Genomic DNA, 15,058 nt, shown 5'->3' with positions numbered 1-15,058 from the left:
AGATTGGCTGCTCGCTGTTACCTCCAGCCCCCCGATACTTATGGAGTTAGTGTCTGTACCCAATTCTATCAAAGGAGACACATTGGGGGCTGTTGGTGCGGTGTTAGTAATTGTAAGTTTTCCTGTCCCCGTGAATGTGCCGCTAAAAGCTGACTGATTGTTATTAAGGTCAATGGTGCCATCCTGAGGGAGTGTAAAGTCTTGAGTGTAGGTCTTTTGGCTTGGTCGACTGTAAGTGTACCTCCTTCGAACTGAGGTAGTAATTGGCCTGAATTTAGGTTGCTACTTACGTTGTTATTGGTGCCATTAATGTTTCCCGCTGGATTGATTGGAGTAGCCGTTGGTGCTCCAAATGCCCATGGGAAAACGTTGTCATTGGTTGTAGACGTTCCAAAATCTAACGCCCCGGGACAGGAGGTTGGAGAGGAGCAAAAACCATATATATTGCCTTTTAATTCGTATGCGAAGTTAACTGTCTCTTGGGCTCCGTATTGTGCATTCCAGCTCTCGCTAAAGGGGACCTCGAAAAATCAAGAATTTCACACCTACAGCCGCTTGCAAAAAAAAACGCCTTGCGGCGCCAAACGATCTAATAATTTGCACAACAAAACGACTAAATTGAATCAGGCAGCCTCATGAAAATTATTACTCATGCGAGTGCAAATGCACGATTTGCTCTTAGAAGATATCGCAAGAAGTTAAATGTCAGATTCTTGAGACCCCACCATGCTTTGTTTTTCTCAAGCCCAATCTTTCTAGTCATCTTGCCACCCATAGACATGGTCATGCAGCCAAAAACATGTTCCACACAAGCTCTAATTGCTGATTTAATACGGTTACGCTCTTTGGCTGCGTCGCTTAGCGGGTGATTGCGGCTGCCTTTTTCGTGAATGCAACTTTCAAAACCGCCAAGATCCAGTAGGTCTTCAAAGCGCTCGCCTGCAAAGGCAGAATCTGCCCAAACATAATCATCTGTGTTCTCAGGATCGAGGAGCATCGGCAGCATCTGACTGTCATGGATATTGGCCGGTGTCACGGCATAGCGTCTGATAAATCCATGTTCAACGTCGATACAGATACTGTTCTTGTAGCCATAGTGATTGATGCCGTTCTTTTTAACCCATCGCGCATCTAAGTCCTTTTGCTGCAATCGATTTGGGTTTTCGTCCCATCCTTCAGGCATGCGATTCTCTTTAATCTCCTTGTTGTCTTCTCTGCTATTCCGCTGCCGTGGCACTGGAACCAACGTTGCATCAATTATCTGCCCGCCACGGGCTTCGAGGCCTTGGGACCGGAGATAGGCCTCAAACTTTTCAAACAGCTCTTCGATTACCCCAGCCTTACGAAGCCTTTCTCTAAAAAAGGCGATAGTAGTAGCATCGGGAATATCGTTCATTACGCCTAAGCCAACAAACTCTTCAAAAGAACGGCGATCATTTACCTGGAACTCAGTGTCATCATCGCTCAAATTGAAAAGCTGTTGGAGCACCAGCATTTTGAAGAGGATCAGAGGATCAATTCTCCGCCGACCAGCATTGCTTTTCCGCTCTTGCGCATAACCTCTTTCGAGCAGTGGGCGAAATGATTCCCAAGGAATCGACTGGGAAAGTCGCTCAAGAACAGGTTTTTTAGTTTTGAGCTTTTCAACCCTCTGCTGCTCGTCCCAGAAGCCTCTCTGGCCCATACCAGGTATGCAATTAACTATCCAAATTATAAGCTATTGTCGCCTCAACGCAAGGGCTGGTCGTATTTTTCGAGGTGCCCTAAAGACTTTGGCGAGTGCCCTGTCGTTCCACCAGGGAGAGGTTTTGTATCTGGGGTCCTGTTGTGCAGTATCCCAGGATTGCTTGTTAGGCCCGTAGCCAACAGTGTAGGTTTTGTTGTTGACGGTTATTGTATTGGGGTTCGCTGATGCGGCTTGTGGGTTGCCTAGGTAGCAGAGCGCCAATGGAACAAGGGTTGTGCCCATGAGTGAGTGCAGTGAGACTCTTTTGGCGTTGCTCAAGACTTGATTCTTCCACTTTCTCTATTTTATTTTGCGGCAGGCTGCATGTCATTATTTCTTAGGCACTTCAATAACTGGCCCTTTTTCGGGGCTAAGGGTCAGCAGGATTTGGGGGTTGCGGCCTGCAGGAATGCACTGGAGCCCACGCTTTTATGAAATCTCCGCAGAAGATCGGAATCCGACACTAGCGAGTAGACGCTGTGTCCATCACCTCGGCTTGCACGTGTTCTCTCTCGCCTTTTCTGATTGTTTTTGGTGAGTACTGTTTCGGATTTTTTCTTCGCTACAGCTTGATAAATAACTACCCAATTCCAGATAAAAAAGCCCCCGCCTTGCGGCGAGGGCTGAGGGTCGTTCGCTGATCTGAGATCAGTCGAGGTCGGGCATGGCCAGAGTGGGCTCGGCCTGACGGTCGATCCCCTTCTCGAAACCGGCAGCGGCGGCGCGGGCGCGGCCTGCGTGCCAGAGGTGGCCCACAAGGAAGAAGAAGGCGAGCACAAACTGCGTGGACGCGAGCCATTGGCGGATGTTCACGAAGTTCACCGAGTTGGGCTCGGTGATGATGCCGCCTACCGAGTTAAGGGAAGCGTTGGGGGCGTGGGTCATGTATTCAGCTGCCCGGCGCACCTGCCAGGGCTGAATGTCGTTCTGGAGCTTGTCGAGGCTCAAGCCGTTGGGGCCCCGCAGGGGCTCGAGCCAGGGGCCGCGGAAGTCCCAGAAGCGCATGGTTTCACCGCCGAAAATGATCTCGCCGGTGGGGGAGCGCATCAGGTATTTACCCAGACCGGTAGGGCCCATGGCCGAACCGATGTTGGCGCCGAGGCGCTGGTCGCGCACCAGGAAGGTGAAACTCTGGGCCTGGGAGGATTCGGCGTTGGTGGGGCCGTAAAACTCCGAGGGATAGGCGGTGTTGTTGAACCAGATGTAGGCCGAGGCGATGAAGCTCATGAAGCTCAGGGCGCCCAGGCTGTAACTCAGGTAGGCCTCACCATTCCAGATGAAGGCACGGCGCACCCAGCCGAAGGGCTTGGTGATCGCGTGCCAGATGCCACCGAAGATGCAGATCAGGCCGATCCAGATGTGGCCACCGATGATGTCTTCCATCGAATTGACCCCGATAATCCAGCCCTCGCCACCAAAGGGGGCGCGGGTGAGATAACCAAAGATCACCCCGGGGCTGAGGGTCGGGTTGGTAATCAGGCGCACATCCCCACCGCCCGGGGCCCAGGTGTCATAGACGCCGCCGAAGAACATGGCCTTGAAGACCAGCAGCAGGGCGCCGACGCCGAGCAGGATCAGGTGATAACCAATGATGTTGGTCATCTGGTTTTTGTCGCGCCAATCCTGGGAGAAGAACGAGGAGTAGTTCTCGAGGATTTCCGGGCCACGCAGGGCGTGATACAGACCGCCCAGGCCGAGCACGGCCGAGCTGATCAGGTGCAGCACACCGACCACAAAAAACGGATAGAGATCGGTCACCTCACCGCCGGGGCCGACGCCGTAGCCAAGGGTGGCCACGTGGGGGAACAGGATCAGGCCCTGTTCGTACATGGGCTTGTCAAAGGTGAAGTGACTCACCTCGAACAGCATCATGGCCCCAGCCCAGAAGACCATCAGGCCAGCGTGGGCCACGTGAGCACCGAGCAGGCGGCCGGAGAGGTTGATCAGGCGGGCGTTACCAGCCCACCAGGCATAACCGGTGGAGTCGAGGTCTTTTCCCCCGACCACCAGATTGGAATTAAAGGGCGTTTCCACGGGGCAGAACCTCTTCAGGGAAGACGAAGTTTTCATGCGGCTGGTCAGCCGGTGCCATCCAGGCACGCAGACCCTCATTCAGCAAGATGTTCTTGGTGTAGAAGGTTTCAAATTCAGGGTCCTCAGCTGCGCGGATCTCCTGGGACACGAAGTCGTAGGCGCGCAGGTTGAGGGCCAGGCCGATGATGCCGATGCTGCTGGTCCAAAGACCCATCACCGGCACAAACAGCATGAAGAAGTGCAGCCAGCGCTTGTTGGAGAAGGCGATCCCGAAGATCTGGCTCCAGAAGCGGTTGGCGGTGACCATTGAGTAGGTCTCCTCTTCCTGGGTGGGCTCGAACGCCTTGAAGGTGTTCGACTGATCGCTGTCCTCAAACAGGGTGTTCTCCACCGTGGCGCCGTGGATGGCGCACAGCAGGGCACCGCCGAGGATGCCGGCCACTCCCATCATGTGGAAGGGGTTGAGGGTCCAGTTGTGGAAGCCCTGCAGGAAGAGCAGGAAGCGGAAAATGGCCGCTACCCCAAAGGAGGGTGCAAAGAACCAGCTGCTCTGGCCCAGGGGGTACATCAGGAAGACACTGACGAACACCGCAATCGGACCGGAGAAGGCGATGGCGTTGTAGGGGCGGATGCCCACCAGCCGGGCAATCTCGAACTGACGCAGCATGAAGCCGATCAGGGAGAAGGCACCGTGCAGGGCCACAAAGGGCCAGAGGCCACCGAGTTGGCACCAGCGCACGAAGTCACCCTGGGCCTCGGGGCCCCAGAGCAGCAGCAGGCTGTGGCCCATGGCATCAGCGGGGGTGCTGACGGCGGCGGTGAGAAAGTTGCAGCCCTCCAGGTAGGAGCTGGCGATGCCGTGGGTGTACCACGAAGTAACAAAAGTGGTGCCGGTGAGCCAGCCGCCAAGGGCGAGATAGGCGGTGGGGAACAGGAGCAGGCCTGACCAACCGACAAAGACAAAGCGGTCGCGCTTGAGCCAGTCATCGAGGACGTCGAACCATCCCCGCTGTGGCGCGCGCCCTAGAGCGATCGTCATGGTGATGAAACGGTGCGGAAAACCCGCGGAAACTGAAGGATTACCGGGCGATGGTAACAACGCTGGGGCGGATCGCGAGGCGCTTCGCAATGGGCTGCAACGGCAGCTCCAGGCCACGCTGCGACCCGTCAAGATAACCGTGATTGACTGCATGCCCCCATGGCTCCTACCCCAGTGACCGAGTCACTTGAGCTGCCGGTGTTGGGATCGCGGCGCCTCTCCAACGTGCTGGTGGCCCTGGTGGTCACCGTTGGAGGGATCGGCTTCCTGCTCACCAGTGGCTCCAGCTTCCTTGGCACCGATCTGCTGCCAATCGGCCACCCGGCCGAATTGATCTGGGTGCCCCAGGGATTGGTGATGGGTCTCTATGGCCTGGCGGCCATGGCCCTTTGCACCTACCTCTGGGTGGTGATCGGCATCGACGTGGGGGCTGGCAGCAACTGCTTTGACCGCTCGGCCGGTGTGGCCACGATCAGTCGCCGCGGTTTCCGCCAGGCCATCAGCGTGGAAATCCCCCTGCGGGACATCCAGGCGGTGAAGGTGGAGGTGCGTGACGGCCTCAGCCCACGCCGCCGCCTGGCCCTGAAGGTGCAGGGTCGCCGTGACATGCCCCTCACCCGCGTGGGTGAACCGCTGCCCTTGGCCGATCTGGAGCTCTCCGGTGCCCAGCTGGCCCGCTTTCTGGGCGTGCCCCTGGAGGGAGTGTGATGGCAAGGATTTGGTTGAGTCGTCTTTTTCTCGGCGGCTTGCTGCTGCTGGTGCCCTTCAGCCTCGGAGCCTGTGCCGCTGATGGCGGCAGCCCCGATCTGGGCTGCAGTACCTCCAGCACCCCCTGCCTCAAGGGCACGGCCACGGTGGCCTTGCAGACCAGTAAGGGGGAGGTGCAGCTCCAGCTAGATGGCGCCGCTGCTCCCCTGACGGCTGGCAATTTCGTCGATCTGGTCAACCGGGGCACCTACAACGGCACCGTGTTTCACCGGGTGGTGAGGGAGCCGGTGCCCTTCGTGGTTCAGGGGGGGGACCCTGCCAGCGCCGATCCCAAGGTTTCGGCCAGCCAATACGGACTCGGCAGCTTCCTGGATCCGGCCAGTGGCGAAGCCCGCCTGATTCCCCTGGAGATCAAGCGCAGCGATGAACCCGCTCCCCGCTACGGAGAGCCGGTCACCGCCCCAGGGGTGACCAGCAAGCTGGATCTGGTCCACCAGCGTGGAGCCGTGGCGATGGCCCGCTCAGCCGATCCCAACTCCGCCAGTGCCCAGTTTTATGTGGCCCTCCAGGCCCTGCCTGAACTCGATGGCCGCTATGCGGTTTTCGGCCGCGTCAGCAAGGGGATGGAGGTGGTTGACCAGATCCGCCAAGGAGACAAGCTGATCAAGGCCTCCGTGGTGGCCGGCGGGACCCTGGTGCAGGGCAAACCCTAGGCAGGCACCCGCTTGTTGGATGCGGAAATCTTCAGGAAGGCCGTGTTCACCCCGGAGGCCCGCTCCAGGGCAACCTTGCCCGTGCGCGCGATCTCGAGGATGCCGAAGCTCTCCATCACCTGCTCCAGGGCCACCAGTTTGCCTGGATCGCCCACCACCTCCAGGGTCAGGGCATCGTCGGCTACGTCGACCACATTGGCCCGGAAAACCTGCACCAAATCCAGGATGGCGCTGCGGCTTGCGGCCGGCGCCGAAACTTTCAGCAGCATCAGCTCCCGCTCCACTGCAGGGATTTTGCTCAGGTCGATCACGCCCAGCACGTTGACCAGCTTGTCGAGTTGCTTGGTCATCTGCTCGAGGGTGTGGTCGTCACCCTCCACCACCATGGTGAGACGGGAGATGCCTGGTCGTTCGGCAGGCCCCACCGCCAGGCTCTCGATATTGAAACCCCGCCGGGCGAATAGACCGGAGATGCGACTCAAGGCCCCGGATTCGTCTTCCACCAACACCGAGAGGGTGTGTTTCATTGGCTGAGTAACCTGCTGCGCTGGCCAGAGGTTCCAAATTACCGCCCAGGGATGGCGGCGGGGCCGCACCCTGGTAGCTGGGCAAGCCATTGCAGAAGCAAGGAGTTGAAGGCGTCGGGGTGCTCGTCATGGGGGCAGTGGCCGCTGCCCTCGATAAGTTCCAAGGGCAGGTCGGGTCGCAACCGCCCCACCTGCTCGGCCACCAGCACGGGCACCAGGCGGTCTTCAAGACCCCAGATCAATAGCAGCGGCTGGCTGAGCCGCTTCAGCAGGGCCGGTGCGGTGGCGGCCTGGGGCCTCAGCGCCATGGCGATGCTCATCGCCCGCAGGGCCCTTACGGCTCCGGGTCGCCTGGCGGGTTTGGCAATCACCCGGTGCAGTTCCCCGTCGCCGATCACTCCGGTGCGGTAGGCCGATTGGATGCCTAGGTCGAGCAGGGGTGAATGGGCCAGCAGCGGCACCAGCAGCTCCAGCGGCAGCAGCCGGCAGAGCAGGTTCACCAGCCAGCGCCGCAGGCGCCGCAGCCAGGGCCTGCGGCGGGGATGGCTGCCGGCCGGCGGCAACATCAAGCTGGGATCGGGCAGGGGCGCTGCCACGACGGCCCGCACCAGATTGGGGAAGAACACGGCACAGCTGAGGGCTACCAACCCTCCGAGCGAATGGCCCACCAGCACCACCGGGACCTGCACCACCTGCTCGATGAAGGCCCGCAGCTGTCTGGCCCAGAGGCGGTTGTCAAGCCAAAGGGCTGGTTGGCTGGAGGCTCCAAAGCCAATCAGGTCGAGCCCATACACCCGCCAGCCCGCGGCGGCCAACACCGCGGCGTTGCGACGCCAGTGGCCGCTGCCGGCGGCGAAACCGTGCACCAGCACCAGGGCCGGCGAGGCCCTATCCCCCAGCACCCGCCAGTGGCAGGTTTGCCCAGCCCAGCGCCACTCGGCGTGAACCCCCCAGTCGGCACCGCTATTTCCGTGGCCGCTGGCCGAGGGGTCAGGCTGGTTGCTCCGAGTCATTGGTCGATCCCCTGGGCAAGCAAGCCGACGCTCACTATTGCGAAGGGTTGGCCCGGCTGCAGCCTGGCGGGGGCTTTTTTCGACCGGAATCTCGCCCCTCCCGTGATCTGGGGGTGCTGCTGGCGCGCCGGTTGGCTGAGCGGGGGCCGCTGCGGGTGCTCGATGCGATGGCCGGCTGCGGCATCAGGGGCTTGCGCTATGGCCGGGAGGCGGGGGCAGCGGCGGTGTGGGTCAACGACGCCGATCCAGACCGGTTACCCCTGCTCGAGGCGAACCTGGCTGGCCAGGCCGGACTGCGCTGCACGGCTCTCACGGCCCAGCACCTGCTGGCGGATTGTCTGCAGCGGCAGGAGCGCTTTGAGTTGGTGGATCTGGACGCCTTTGGCTGCCCCACCCCCCTGCTGGCCCTGGCGTTGGAGGCGGTGGCCTGCGATGGCGCCCTCTATCTCGCCAGCACCGATGGCCGCTCCCCTACCGGCCATGACCGCCCCGCGGCGATTCGCAAGCTGGGGGCGGCCGCCCGGGCCCATCCCGCCAGTTGGGAGCTGGCCCTGCGCCTCCAGCTCGGCAGTGTGGCGCGGGCGGCCTGGGCACTGGGGCGCGGCCTCGAGCCCCTGTTCAGCTTCAGTGAGGGCCGCACCTTCCGCACGGCGGTGAGGCTGCGGCGCCGGGCCAGCCGCGCTCAGGAGGCCCAGTTGGGGATGGTGGCCCATTGCCATGGTTGCGGCGACCAGCAGGTGCAGGAGCTGATTCGGCTGCGCCAGTGGCAGGGGTGCCTCTGCCCTGCAAACCAGGTGCCGCCGCTGGCCATCAGCGGACCGCTCTGGATCGGGCCACTGCAGGATCCAGCCTTCCTGGCCGCGATGGCCGCCGCCGACAACTCGATTCTTGGGCCAGGCAGTGCCCGTTTGCTCGCCCAGTTGGCTGCCGATCCAGGCCTGCCTGCCCGCTGCTGGCCCACAGCGGAGCTGGGCCGCCGCCTCGGCAGCGGCCCGCCGCCGCTGGCCGACCTGGTTGGCGCCCTGCGGACCAAGGGTTGGCTGGCTGGGGCCAGCGGAGTGATGCCGGGCCAGTTGCGCAGCGATGCTCCCTGGGGGGAGATTTTGCAGACTGGTGGCCAATTAGTTGGAATTGCTCCGGGCGCTGCTAGATAGGGAAATGTTTGCCCGTCGGCCCATGGCCTCTGAAATCTTCGGTACCGCCGCCCTCTTCTGGGTGTTGATCCCGATTGGCTTGGCGGGTGGTGCCCTGCTTTTGAAACTGGCTGACAACGACTGAGCGTCCCTGGCCCTGACGTTTGGGCTCTGCGTACCCCTAGGCTCAGGCCCGCTTGATCTTTGGCAATGCGGGTTCTGGTGGTTGGCGGAACGGGCACCCTGGGGCGTCAGGTTGCTCGCCGCGCCCTCGATGCTGGCCACCAGGTGCGCTGCATGGTGCGATCCCCACGCAAGGCATCCTTTTTGCAGGAGTGGGGTTGCGAGCTCACCCGCGGTGATCTGCTCGAACCCGAGAGCCTGGTCTATGCCCTTGAAGGGCAGGAAGCTGTGATCGATGCGGCCACGGCCCGGGCCACCGATTCAGCCAGTTCCTATGACATCGACTGGGGCGGCAAACAAAATCTCTTCTCCGCCTGCAAGGCCGCCGAGCTGAAGCGACTGGTGTTTGTGTCCCTGCTGGATGCGCACCAGCACCCCGAAGTGCCGCTGATGAATATCAAGGCCTGCAGTGAAGACTGGCTGATGGCCTCGGATCTGGACTACACGATCCTGCGGGGGGTGGCCTTCATGCAGGGGGTGATCAGTCAGTTTGCGATTCCCGTGCTCGAGAGCCAAACGGTATGGGTAAGCGGTGCGCCCACCCCGATTGCATACATGAATACCCAGGACATGGCCCGTTTTGCCGTGGCGGCCATCGACCATGCCGAAACGGTGCGCCAGGCCTTCCCGGTGGTGGGTCCGCGCGCCTGGACCACCAGTGAGATCACCCAGCTCTGCGAGCGATTTACGGGTAAGGAGGCCAGGGTGTTTCGGGTGCCGCCGACCCTGTTGGGGCTGATGCGTTCGGTGACAGGCTTCTTTGAGGCGAGCCTCAACGTGGCAGAGCGGTTGGCCTTTGAGGCGGTTACCGGGGGCGGCCAGGCCCTCGATGCGCCGATGGAGGCCAGCTACGCGGCCTTCGGCCTCGACCCTGCCGAAACCACTGGGCTGGAGGCCTATCTCAAGGAGTACTACGACACCATCCTCAAGCGCCTGCGCGAGATGGAAAAAGACCTCGACAAGGAAGCCAAGAAAAAGCTGCCCTTTTAACAGTTCAGGCGTACTATTCAGTAGGGGCTGGTTTGTTCTGTCTTTGCCTGCCCCTTTCCCTGCCCTGCCCTGCGCTTTACCCAGTAACCAAGATGTCGGTTGCCCAGATCAAGAACCTCCAGCGTCGATTGGCCAACCTCGAGGCCGAGGCCATCGAAGAGCTCAACCGGGCCTGCGGCCATGAACTCTGGCAGTCACTCGGTTTTGATGCCTTTGATGGTCTTGACGACGGCGACCGCCGTGCCCGGGCGAACTACTACTACGGCCAGCTGCAAACCGTAAGAGAGCTCAAAGATGTGGTGGGCTGAGTCCCCCTAAGCCCCGGGGCCGGGAGCATGCCTCAAAATCTGGTCCAGCCGTTCCGATTCGGTGCTGCTGGCAAGGCGCCATTCGCCCGGGGCCAGGCCGGTCAAATCCAGCGGCGGCTTGCCATCGAGCAGGTCAATGGCGACTCGGATCAGGCGCAGGGTGGGCAGGCCAACCGAGGCGGTCATCCGCCTCACCTGACGGTTGCGGCCCTCGCGCAGCTCCAGCTCGAGCCAGCTGGTGGGCACGTTGATCCGGTGGCGAATCGGCGGCTCCCTTGCGGGCAGCGCCGTTGCCGCCAGCTCTGCGGCGGGCAAGGCCCGGCAGCGGGCTGGCCGGGTGCGCTGACCCTGGATCAAGACGCCCTGGCATAGCTGGCCCAGGCCTGCCTGCAGCTGGGCGGCATTGCCCTCCACCTGGGCCCAGTAGCGGCGCCAGTGGCCGAAGGTTGGATCGGTGAGGCGCTGTTGCAGCCGTCCTTCGCTGGTAAGCAGCAACAGCCCTTCGCTGTCTGCATCGAGCCGCCCGGCCGCATAAACCGCTGGGATCTCGATGAATTCCGCCAGGGAGCGCCAGCGGCTGGCCGGTTCTGGGCTGAACTGGCTCAACACCCCATAGGGCTTGTGGAAGAGAAGGGTGGTCAGGGTCCTGAGCTCAGCTGGTCTGACGGGCCTTCCAGAGATTCACCAGGCCAATGGAGATCAGCAGCAGCCCCAGGTCCATCGAAAGCGGCGGCAGAACCATGACAGAGCCGGCGAGGCAGAGGAGTTCAGACCCTATCGCCCGGAGCGGCTGCAATTAAGCTGATGGCAGCGATTCATTCCCAAGCCAGCGCCCCCGCATGATTGAGACCTCCGGTGTGATTGAAAAGGAGCAGGGCAACGGGTTTTACCTGGTAACCCTGGAGCAGCCGGCTGGTCACCAGTGCCTCTGCCGCGCGGCGGGCAAGCTCACCAAGTTCCGGATCAAGCTGCTGGCGGGCGACAAAGTGCTTGTCGAGATCAGCCCCTACGACCTCACCCGTGGCCGGATCACCTATCGGGAGCGCAACGCGGCCGCCGGTCCGCGTCCGGGCGGCAACCGTCCAGGCGGCCCCCGGCGTCGCTAGGGCCCCAGCAGGCCTTCGATGGCGCTCTTGAATTCGCTGCGCTGCTTCACGCCGCGGAAGGTTTGCCTGAGCTCCTTCTGGAAAAAGAGCTGCACCGTGGGTGTGCCCGTTACCCCGGCCTGGGCGGCGATCTCCTGATCGGCTTCGATGTCTATTTCCACTCCCTGGGCGGCACCGCCGAGTTCGCCGAGCACCCGCTTGAGCTGGGGCTTGAGCACGTGACAGGGCCCGCAGGTGGGTGAGGTGTAGACCACCAGCAGGGGCTTATTGCTGTCGTGGTAGAGCTTGCGCAGGGCATAGCCGCCCTTCTGCCAGAGGGCAGCGGGGTCGTAGTTGGTTTCGTCGCTTTCGGCCGTGCGCCGCGGTTCCCCCACTTCGGCGGGATTGACGGGCTCGTGGCTGACGGTCACCGCCAGATCGTGATGGCTGAGCCAGCGTTCGGCGGCCAGGGCCGCCTGACAGCCGCTGCCGGCCGCGGTGATGCCCTGGCGCCATTCGGCATCGGCCACATCGCCGGCCGCAAACACTCCCTCCATGCTGGTTTCAGGGCGGCCGGGCCTGGTCACCAGGTAGCCGTGCCCATCTACCTCCAGCTGGCCTGTGAGCAGGCGGGTGTTGGGGGTGTGGCCGATGGCATAGAAGAGGCCCTTGATGGCCAGTTCCTCGCTGGCGCCGCTGTTGACATCGCGGAGGGTGATGGCTTCCAGCCAGTCGCCGCCGCTGGCGTCGGCCACCTGGCGGTTCCAGTGCACCGTGATGGCGGGGTTGGTAAGCACCCGGTCGGCCATGGCGCCGCTGGCACGTAGCTTTTCGCCCCGCACGATCAGGTGCACCTGGCTGCCGTATTTAGTGAGATACACCGCCTCTTCGCAGGCGGAATCACCGCCACCCACCACGGCCAATTCGGCCTGGCGGAACTGGGGGGTGGCGCCATCGCAGATGGCGCAGGCACTGATGCCCTTGCTCCAGAACAGCTCTTCGCTGGGAAGCCCAAGTCGGTTGGCACTGGCGCCGGTCGCCAGGATCAGGGCCTGGGCCTGGATGGTTTGGCCTTCGGCGGTGATCAAGTAGGGCCGCTGGGAGAGGTCGATGGCAGTGGCATCCGCCTCCACCAGGCGGGTGCCCCAGCGCACGGCCTGGGCTTTCATCTTGTCCATCAGCTCAGGGCCGAGGATGCCGTCGGGAAAGCCCGGATAGTTTTCAACGTGGGTGGTGGTCATCAGCTGGCCGCCGGGAATGCCGCCGTCCTGGAAGCCGGTGATCAGCAGGGGGCTCAGGTTGGCCCGGGCGGCGTAGATGGCCGCGGTGTAGCCGGCAGGGCCGGACCCCACAATCACCAGGTTCTCAAGGGCTCCGGCCGAATTGGAAGAAGGGCCTGCAGCCATCCCGGGGGATGTCATGACTTAAGCGGACTGAGTATGACTTAAGCCTAGGGGATGGTCGGCTCTGCTCAGATTTCCAGGAGCCCATCCATTTCGGGCTGGCTCAGCTCAGCGCGATTCCTGGGCACCATCAGCACATTGGCGGCTAGGTGTTCGGGATGCTCCTCCAAGCACACCAGCCATTCCCTGAATTCCTCGGTGACGGCAAAGCTTTCTTCGAAATGCTCCTGGCAATCCAGGGTTGCCCTGCGGGCTAGGGCCCAGCTGACAGCAACGGTGAGACGGCGATTGACTGCGGCGTCCATTCCCCTACTGCGTTGGTTCGCACCAAGTTGCCGGCACGGTGCCTTTACGGAGGTAGTGGTTGACACAACGTCGCATTCTCGCCCCAGAGCCCTCAGGCCCACATTGGGGTTCAAGCCCTTTGACCGAGAAAATCAGGCAGTTCAGGCCCCCCCAGCTGAATCACCTGCCCAACCCTTTCGCCAACGGTTTCGAGGGGCTGCTGGCCGCCGTTGCCACCAGCATTCTCTGAGCCGGGAGTGGCCAGCCTGGGGCGAATCAGGTAGGGCTCGCTTATGGACCAGCTGCGGGCATAGCGGATCAGCAGGGGGTCGGCAGGGGCGAACACATAGGAGGGATCACGAGGTATGGCTTCCAGGCTGCTGCGGCCACCGTCGATGCGCACGGCCCGGGTGATCGCCTGCACGAAGCGACTGCGGGTGACAACGGTGGTGAGGTAGGCCACTACCCGCAGCCTTGGGGCATCAAAGCCCTCGGCGCACATATCTATGCTCACCAGCCAATCGGCCTCCCCGGCCTGGAAGCCGGCCAGTCGGGTGGCGGCTGCCGGGTCCTGGGAGTGCACCAGGTGGACCTGATCGCCCTGCTCCTCGAGCAGGCCAGTGATGCGCCTGGCATGGGCAATGTCGCGGGCAATTACCAGCCCGCCGGCCTCCGGGTGGCTGCTGCGCACCAGCTCGAGCCGTTTGCGGGCATTGAGCAGGAGCCGCAGGGCGATGCAGCTCGAGTCCCCCAGGCGAATGGCGCGGCGTAGGTTGCGAGCCCGCCAGCTCTCGCGCCCCTCGCCCGAGAGAGGTGAGGTCTCCGTAGGGGCGCCGGCCTGGGGCCTGCCGTGGTCCACCCAGCCGTCCTGAAAACGAAATTCCAGGGGGCGCACGTCGCCGGCCAGGATCAGTTGGCGGGGGGCAATGCTCAGGTCTGGGACGATGCGCTCGATCTCCTCCTCGCCTTCGCGTAACCGCACCCGGCGGGCAGCGCAGAAGGCCAGGTTGTCAGCTCGGAAGGGGGTTCCCGTGAGCCCGAGCCTCAGTCGGGCTGCGCTGGTGAGCTGGCCGAAGGCAAAGCCCCAGGCGGCGGCCTCCGGTTCGTCGGGATCGAGCCCGAGGTGATGGACCTCGTCGGCGATCGCCAGCCAGGGCCCCAGGCTCCCTGCTCCCAGGGCCGCGCTGAGCGGGCGGCGGTGCCGACCTGCGCTCTGGTAGCTCAGCAGCAGTCCATCCCAGCCGCGGCTGGGATGGACTGCTGCCAGCCCCTGCTCCGGATCCCACTCCACCAGCTGCAGATTGAGTCGTGCCGCCGCCGCCAGCCATTGGCGGGCGATTGAACTGCGATGGCAGAACACCACGAAGTGGCCAATCCGGCCCTCCCGCTGCATGGCCTGGAAGCTGAGCAGGGCTCCCAGGGTTTTGCCGGCTCCCGGCCCGGCGTGGATCAGCACGTCATGGCCCCCTGGTTCGGGATTGAGCAGTCGGGCTCTCAGCAGCTGGATCAGCCGGCTCTGCCATTGCCTGGGTCGCAGGGTTGGGGCCGCACCACCTGTTGTCAGGCCCAGATCAAAGGAAGGGAACCCCATGGCGCCATTGTGTCGAAGGCGGGTGGGGCCAGACCAGCCCAGCTGCAAATGAGTGATCTGGCCTAATAGGTTTGGGGCGTGTCGTGTCTAACTTTTGATCATTCCTCCGGGCCGGCGCCACCCATCCCCCATGGCCATCCCCTTCCATGACCCGGGTTGCTGGGCCTGGTCAGATGCCCTGCACCGGCAGCATCTGAGCCTCTGCTGGGCGCTGGAGTGCGACATCGACCCCATGATTCTGCGGGCCCGCCAGCTGCGGCGCCAGGGCGCCCTGCCCCAGGCCAGCTGCGTGGAAGAGGAGTTGTTACCCCTGTTTTGAT

Annotated in this window: 17 protein-coding genes; 8 read left to right on the top strand and 9 right to left on the bottom strand. The window is 62.6% G+C overall.

Annotated features, from left to right (window positions below):
- Positions 1 to 649: 649 nt before the first annotated feature.
- The 3 genes from H8F27_RS02965 to psbD form a co-directional block, all read right to left on the bottom strand.
- Positions 650 to 1,684 carry an IS5 family transposase gene (locus H8F27_RS02965; protein ID WP_197148811.1) on the bottom strand — a complete coding sequence of 345 codons (1,035 nt, stop codon included), beginning with the start codon at positions 1,682 to 1,684 and terminating at the stop codon, positions 650 to 652.
- A 690-nt stretch (positions 1,685 to 2,374) separates the two neighbouring features.
- Entirely contained in the window at positions 2,375 to 3,796 is a 1,422-nt protein-coding gene (gene psbC, locus H8F27_RS02960) for a photosystem II reaction center protein CP43 (RefSeq protein ID WP_370594460.1), read from the bottom strand.
- On the bottom strand, positions 3,744 to 4,799 hold the full coding sequence (gene psbD, locus H8F27_RS02955; RefSeq protein WP_197151129.1) for a photosystem II D2 protein (photosystem q(a) protein): 1,056 nt from the start codon (positions 4,797 to 4,799) through the stop codon (positions 3,744 to 3,746). The genes psbC and psbD overlap by 53 nt, the downstream gene beginning before the upstream one ends.
- A gap of 159 nt (positions 4,800 to 4,958) precedes the next feature.
- On the opposite strand from psbD, the gene H8F27_RS02950 reads away from it, so the two are divergent.
- Positions 4,959 to 5,507: a photosystem I assembly protein Ycf4 gene (locus H8F27_RS02950; protein ID WP_197151128.1), complete on the top strand. Its 549-nt coding sequence runs from the start codon at positions 4,959 to 4,961 to the stop codon at positions 5,505 to 5,507.
- Positions 5,507 to 6,220, top strand: a complete 714-nt coding sequence (locus tag H8F27_RS02945) for a peptidylprolyl isomerase (protein ID WP_197151126.1) — start codon at positions 5,507 to 5,509, stop codon at positions 6,218 to 6,220. The genes H8F27_RS02950 and H8F27_RS02945 overlap by 1 nt, the downstream gene beginning before the upstream one ends.
- Here H8F27_RS02945 and ilvN read toward each other — a convergent pair.
- The gene (gene ilvN, locus H8F27_RS02940) at positions 6,217 to 6,747 is read right to left on the bottom strand and encodes an acetolactate synthase small subunit (RefSeq protein ID WP_197151124.1); all 531 of its coding nucleotides are present in this window, start codon (positions 6,745 to 6,747) and stop codon (positions 6,217 to 6,219) included. The two genes, H8F27_RS02945 and ilvN, sit on opposite strands and share 4 nt — an antisense overlap.
- A gap of 38 nt (positions 6,748 to 6,785) precedes the next feature.
- Positions 6,786 to 7,760 carry an alpha/beta fold hydrolase gene (locus H8F27_RS02935; protein WP_197151117.1) on the bottom strand — a complete coding sequence of 325 codons (975 nt, stop codon included), beginning with the start codon at positions 7,758 to 7,760 and terminating at the stop codon, positions 6,786 to 6,788.
- Here H8F27_RS02935 and H8F27_RS02930 point away from each other — a divergent pair.
- From H8F27_RS02930 to H8F27_RS02915, 4 genes are all read left to right on the top strand, one after another.
- The gene (locus tag H8F27_RS02930) at positions 7,760 to 8,914 is read left to right on the top strand and encodes a N2,N2-dimethylguanosine tRNA methyltransferase (protein ID WP_231596484.1); all 1,155 of its coding nucleotides are present in this window, start codon (positions 7,760 to 7,762) and stop codon (positions 8,912 to 8,914) included. The two genes, H8F27_RS02935 and H8F27_RS02930, sit on opposite strands and share 1 nt — an antisense overlap.
- A 22-nt stretch (positions 8,915 to 8,936) precedes the next feature.
- A complete protein-coding gene (gene petM / locus H8F27_RS02925; protein WP_197151115.1) occupies positions 8,937 to 9,038 on the top strand; it encodes a cytochrome b6-f complex subunit PetM in 102 nt (33 codons plus the stop codon).
- Positions 9,039 to 9,103: 65 nt separating this feature from the next.
- Positions 9,104 to 10,066 (top strand): NAD(P)H-binding protein, encoded by a 963-nt coding sequence (locus H8F27_RS02920; protein WP_197151113.1) that lies wholly within the window; start codon positions 9,104 to 9,106, stop codon positions 10,064 to 10,066.
- A 92-nt stretch (positions 10,067 to 10,158) separates the two neighbouring features.
- Entirely contained in the window at positions 10,159 to 10,374 is a 216-nt protein-coding gene (locus H8F27_RS02915) for a hypothetical protein (RefSeq protein ID WP_197151111.1), read from the top strand.
- Between the two features lie 6 nt (positions 10,375 to 10,380).
- Here the strand turns inward: H8F27_RS02915 and H8F27_RS02910 are convergent, their stop codons facing one another.
- Positions 10,381 to 11,016: a pseudouridine synthase gene (locus H8F27_RS02910; protein ID WP_197153325.1), complete on the bottom strand. Its 636-nt coding sequence runs from the start codon at positions 11,014 to 11,016 to the stop codon at positions 10,381 to 10,383.
- Between the two features lie 197 nt (positions 11,017 to 11,213).
- Between H8F27_RS02910 and infA the strand changes: the two genes are divergently transcribed.
- Positions 11,214 to 11,480: a translation initiation factor IF-1 gene (gene infA, locus H8F27_RS02905; RefSeq protein ID WP_094560946.1), complete on the top strand. Its 267-nt coding sequence runs from the start codon at positions 11,214 to 11,216 to the stop codon at positions 11,478 to 11,480.
- Here the strand turns inward: infA and trxB are convergent.
- The 3 genes from trxB to H8F27_RS02890 all read right to left on the bottom strand — a co-directional run bounded on the left by trxB (position 11,477) and on the right by H8F27_RS02890 (position 14,738).
- The gene (gene trxB / locus H8F27_RS02900; RefSeq protein ID WP_231596482.1) at positions 11,477 to 12,880 is read right to left on the bottom strand and encodes a thioredoxin-disulfide reductase; all 1,404 of its coding nucleotides are present in this window, start codon (positions 12,878 to 12,880) and stop codon (positions 11,477 to 11,479) included. The genes infA and trxB overlap by 4 nt on opposite strands.
- 50 nt (positions 12,881 to 12,930) lie before the next feature.
- Positions 12,931 to 13,167 (bottom strand): hypothetical protein, encoded by a 237-nt coding sequence (locus tag H8F27_RS02895; protein ID WP_197151110.1) that lies wholly within the window; start codon positions 13,165 to 13,167, stop codon positions 12,931 to 12,933.
- Positions 13,168 to 13,277: 110 nt separating this feature from the next.
- On the bottom strand, positions 13,278 to 14,738 hold the full coding sequence (locus H8F27_RS02890) for a DEAD/DEAH box helicase (RefSeq protein WP_197151109.1): 1,461 nt from the start codon (positions 14,736 to 14,738) through the stop codon (positions 13,278 to 13,280).
- 130 nt (positions 14,739 to 14,868) lie between these two features.
- Between H8F27_RS02890 and H8F27_RS02885 the strand changes: the two genes are divergently transcribed.
- Positions 14,869 to 15,057, top strand: a complete 189-nt coding sequence (locus H8F27_RS02885) for a hypothetical protein (RefSeq protein WP_197151108.1) — start codon at positions 14,869 to 14,871, stop codon at positions 15,055 to 15,057.
- Position 15,058: the final 1 nt, after the last annotated feature.

Source organism: Synechococcus sp. CBW1108 (genome assembly GCF_015840335.1).
Lineage (GTDB): Bacteria > Cyanobacteriota > Cyanobacteriia > PCC-6307 > Cyanobiaceae > Cyanobium_A.
This window is presented reverse-complemented; position numbering and strand designations above follow the sequence as displayed.

Coding starts and splice junctions, on each gene's coding strand:
- H8F27_RS02965 (WP_197148811.1), bottom strand. CDS start 1,684: ATGGGCCAGAGAGGCTTCTGGGACGAGCAGCAGAGGGTTGAAAAGCTC.
- psbC (WP_370594460.1), bottom strand. CDS start 3,796: ATGAAAACTTCGTCTTCCCTGAAGAGGTTCTGCCCCGTGGAAACGCCC.
- psbD (WP_197151129.1), bottom strand. CDS start 4,799: ATGACGATCGCTCTAGGGCGCGCGCCACAGCGGGGATGGTTCGACGTC.
- H8F27_RS02950 (WP_197151128.1), top strand. CDS start 4,959: ATGGCTCCTACCCCAGTGACCGAGTCACTTGAGCTGCCGGTGTTGGGA.
- H8F27_RS02945 (WP_197151126.1), top strand. CDS start 5,507: ATGGCAAGGATTTGGTTGAGTCGTCTTTTTCTCGGCGGCTTGCTGCTG.
- ilvN (WP_197151124.1), bottom strand. CDS start 6,747: ATGAAACACACCCTCTCGGTGTTGGTGGAAGACGAATCCGGGGCCTTG.
- H8F27_RS02935 (WP_197151117.1), bottom strand. CDS start 7,760: ATGACTCGGAGCAACCAGCCTGACCCCTCGGCCAGCGGCCACGGAAAT.
- petM (WP_197151115.1), top strand. CDS start 8,937: ATGGCCTCTGAAATCTTCGGTACCGCCGCCCTCTTCTGGGTGTTGATC.
- H8F27_RS02920 (WP_197151113.1), top strand. CDS start 9,104: ATGCGGGTTCTGGTGGTTGGCGGAACGGGCACCCTGGGGCGTCAGGTT.
- H8F27_RS02915 (WP_197151111.1), top strand. CDS start 10,159: ATGTCGGTTGCCCAGATCAAGAACCTCCAGCGTCGATTGGCCAACCTC.
- infA (WP_094560946.1), top strand. CDS start 11,214: ATGATTGAGACCTCCGGTGTGATTGAAAAGGAGCAGGGCAACGGGTTT.
- trxB (WP_231596482.1), bottom strand. CDS start 12,880: ATGACATCCCCCGGGATGGCTGCAGGCCCTTCTTCCAATTCGGCCGGA.
- H8F27_RS02895 (WP_197151110.1), bottom strand. CDS start 13,167: ATGGACGCCGCAGTCAATCGCCGTCTCACCGTTGCTGTCAGCTGGGCC.
- H8F27_RS02890 (WP_197151109.1), bottom strand. CDS start 14,738: ATGGGGTTCCCTTCCTTTGATCTGGGCCTGACAACAGGTGGTGCGGCC.
- H8F27_RS02885 (WP_197151108.1), top strand. CDS start 14,869: ATGGCCATCCCCTTCCATGACCCGGGTTGCTGGGCCTGGTCAGATGCC.